This window comes from uncultured Nocardioides sp. (assembly GCF_902805925.1).
Lineage (GTDB): Bacteria > Actinomycetota > Actinomycetes > Propionibacteriales > Nocardioidaceae > Nocardioides.
In genome coordinates this window covers 1-2,949 of sequence record NZ_CADCUP010000031.1, presented here as the reverse complement: position 1 = coordinate 2,949, position 2,949 = coordinate 1, and the positions used below count along the sequence as shown (strand labels likewise).

General features: G+C 75.7%; 4 protein-coding genes. 3 read left to right on the top strand and 1 reads right to left on the bottom strand.

What is annotated here, in order from left to right:
- The first annotated feature begins 113 nt into the window (after window positions 1–113).
- The 3 genes from QZX64_RS01765 to QZX64_RS01755 are packed head-to-tail and all read left to right on the top strand — an operon-like array spanning window position 114 to window position 2,273.
- The gene (locus tag QZX64_RS01765; RefSeq protein WP_295656459.1) at window positions 114–359 is read left to right on the top strand and encodes a hypothetical protein; all 246 of its coding nucleotides are present in this window, start codon (window positions 114–116) and stop codon (window positions 357–359) included.
- Between the two features lie 28 nt (window positions 360–387).
- Entirely contained in the window at window positions 388–1,278 is an 891-nt protein-coding gene (locus QZX64_RS01760) for a glycosyltransferase family 2 protein (protein ID WP_295656457.1), read from the top strand.
- Window positions 1,275–2,273 (top strand): UDP-glucuronic acid decarboxylase family protein, encoded by a 999-nt coding sequence (locus QZX64_RS01755; RefSeq protein WP_295656456.1) that lies wholly within the window; start codon window positions 1,275–1,277, stop codon window positions 2,271–2,273. Before QZX64_RS01760 ends, QZX64_RS01755 begins: the two co-directional genes overlap by 4 nt.
- On the opposite strand, the gene QZX64_RS01750 is transcribed toward QZX64_RS01755, so the two are convergent.
- Window positions 2,251–2,949: glycosyltransferase family 9 protein (locus QZX64_RS01750; protein WP_295656455.1), on the bottom strand; the 699-nt coding region annotated here is incomplete at its 5' end. The genes QZX64_RS01755 and QZX64_RS01750 overlap by 23 nt on opposite strands.

Sequence of the window (2,949 nt, the reverse complement as noted above, 5' to 3'; positions counted from 1 at the left end):
CGGATCCTGGAGAAGCTGCGGGGCGAGATCTCCTGAAGGCTCGGCCGGGAGGCATCATCGAGCCGCCAGGGGTTACCGAGGTCTCTCGTCCACCGATGTGAAGGGAGACCACGATGGCCACCGGAGAAACCGGTTTCGACGACGTCACCTACGACCTCGTCTCCGTCCAGTACCACTCGCTCAAGGCGGGTCACGACTACGGCCAGTACGTCCGGGACGCCGAGAACGCGGGTCAGGACGACATCGCGTCGTTCTTCCGCGAGGTGATGGAGCAGGACTCCGCACGCGCCCACCAGTGCCACGAGTTCCTCCGCAAGCTCGGCGGTACCGACAACACGAGCCCGCAGAACGGCGGGTGACCCACCCGGTTGCGGAGGGGGACGGTCCATGACCGCCCCCTCCGTGTCCGTCGTCATCATCACCCGCGACCGGCGACCGGAGCTCCTGCAGACGCTGGACCGGCTGCAGGACCTGGTCGGCGGGCGCGAGTTCCGCGAACTCGTCGTCGTCGACAACGCCTCCACCGACGGCAGCGCGGCCGCCGTGCGCGAGCGGTTCCCCGATGTGCGGGTCCTGGCGCTGCCGGAGAACCTCGCCGCGGCGGGGCGCACGGTCGGCGCCCGGGCCACCGACGCCGACCTGGTCGCCTTCGCCGACGACGACTCCTGGTGGGAGGCCGGCGCGCTGCCGCTGGCGGCGGACCTCTTCAGGACCCACGCCCGGCTCGGGCTGCTCCACGCACGCATCGTCGTGCACCCCGGCGAGCGGACCGACCCCGTGTGCCTGCAGATGGCCCGCGGGTGGCACAAGGCGGGGACCCCCGGACCCGCGGTGCTCGGCCACCTCGCCTGCGGCGTGGTCGTGCGGCGCGAGGCCTACCTCGGCGTCGGCGGCTACGACCGGACGCTCGGCGTGGGCGGGGAGGAGCGCCTGCTGGCGCTCGACCTCGCGGCCGCGGGCTGGGATCAGGCGTACGTCGAGGACGTGGTGGCCCATCACCAGCCGTCCGCGTCACGCGAGGCGGCGCCGCGGCGGCGGGCACGGTGCCGGCGCAACGACTGCCTGACCGCGGTGCTGAGGCTGCCCGCCGGGCGAGCCGCCCGCGAGTGCGCCGGCTTCGTGCGCGAGGCCGGTCGCGACCCCGCCTCCCGGGCCGAGCTGCTGCCCTTCCTGCGGCGGCTGCCGAGAGCGCTCGCGCGGCGCCGACCGGTGCCGGCCGAGGTCGTCGAGCAGCTGCGGCGGGCCGAGGCCACCGCGTTCTCGGGGAGCCGGGTGTGAGCGCGCCGGCCCTTCGGACCTGGGGCCGCGGCGACCGCGTGGTCGTCACGGGCGGCGCCGGCTTCGTCGGGTCGTGGCTGTGCGACCGGCTGGTCGCCGACGGCGTCCGCGTCTGGTGCGTCGACTCGCTGATCACCGGCTCCCGGGCCAACGTCGCCGGCCTGGAGGGCGACCCCCTCTTCACCTTCGTCGAGGCCGACGTGTGCGACGGCCTGGACGTCCCCGGCCCGCTCGACCTGATCATGCACCTGGCCTCTCCCGCCTCGCCGCTGCACTACCTGCGCGAGCCGCTGGCCACGCTGCAGGCCGGGAGCCGCGGCACGACGCAGGCCCTCGACCTCGCGGCCCGCACGGGCGCCCGCTTCCTGCTGGCGTCGACCTCCGAGGTCTACGGCGACCCGCTGGTGCACCCCCAGCCCGAGACCTACTGGGGCAACGTCAACCCGATCGGCCCGCGCAGCGTGTACGACGAGGCGAAGCGCTTCTCCGAGGCGCTCACCGCGGCGTACCGCCGCGAGGGCCTGGTCGACACGGTGATCGCCCGCATCTTCAACACCTTCGGGCCGCGGATGGCGCTCGACGACGGCCGGGTCGTGCCGGCGTTCGTGACGCAGGCGCTCTCGGGCGACCCGTTGACGGTGGCCGGGGACGGCTCCCAGACCAGGTCCCTGTGCTTCGTCGAGGACACCGTGGAGGGGCTGCTCCGGCTGGCCGGGTCCGAGGGCAGCGGCCCGGTCAACATCGGCTCGGACCTCGAGACCACGATCTGCGAGCTGGCCGCGCTGGTGCTCGACCTCACCGGCTCGGCCTCGTCGCTGGTGCACGTGGAGCTCCCCGAGGACGACCCGCGGCTGCGGCGCCCCGACCTGGCGCGTGCGCACACGCTGCTGGGATGGTCGCCTCGCACGCCGGTGCGCGAGGGACTGGAGCGGACGGTCCGGTGGATCGCCGACGAGCTCGGCCTCGCGGCCGTCATCCCCGCGCAGCCAGCCTGAGCCGCGCGGCGGCCACGACCTCCTCCACGGTGATCCGAGCCAGCGCCGGGTCGACCTCGCTGCCGTGGGGGTCGCCCGGACCGGCGCCGTGCCACAGCACGGTGTGCGGGCCCGGCGGAGGTCCCCAGGTGGCCGGCGGCGTGGGGCCGAACAGCAGCACCGACGAGGTGCGGTACGCCGAGGCCAGGTGCGCCACGCCCGTGTCGCCCGCCACCAGCAACCGGGCACCGGCGACCAGGGCCGCCAGCCCGGCGAGGTCGGTGCGGCCCGCCAGCACCGCCTCGTCGGGCAGCCCGGCCCCAACGGCGACCTCCGCGGCGAGCCGGTGCTCGGCGCCCGACCCGGTGACGACCACGGAGTGCCCGGCCTCGGCGAGGCACCGGGCGACCGCGGCGTACCTCCGCGAGGACCAGCGGCGGCTCCCCGACGCCGCGCCCGGGTGCACGACGACGGCCCCGGGCGCCGGCGACCCGACCCGCGGCGGTGGCAGCAGGAGGTCGTCGGGGTCGGTGGCCACGCCGAGCGCCTCGCCCACCAGGCGGCACCAGCGGTGCCGCTCGTGCTCCTCGGTGCGCCAGGCGGGGCCGCCGTCGTGGCCGAACGCGACGAGCCGCCGCGGCGCCAGCGCCTGCAGCAGGACCCGGCTCGCCGGCCCGTTGCCGTGCAGGTCGACGGC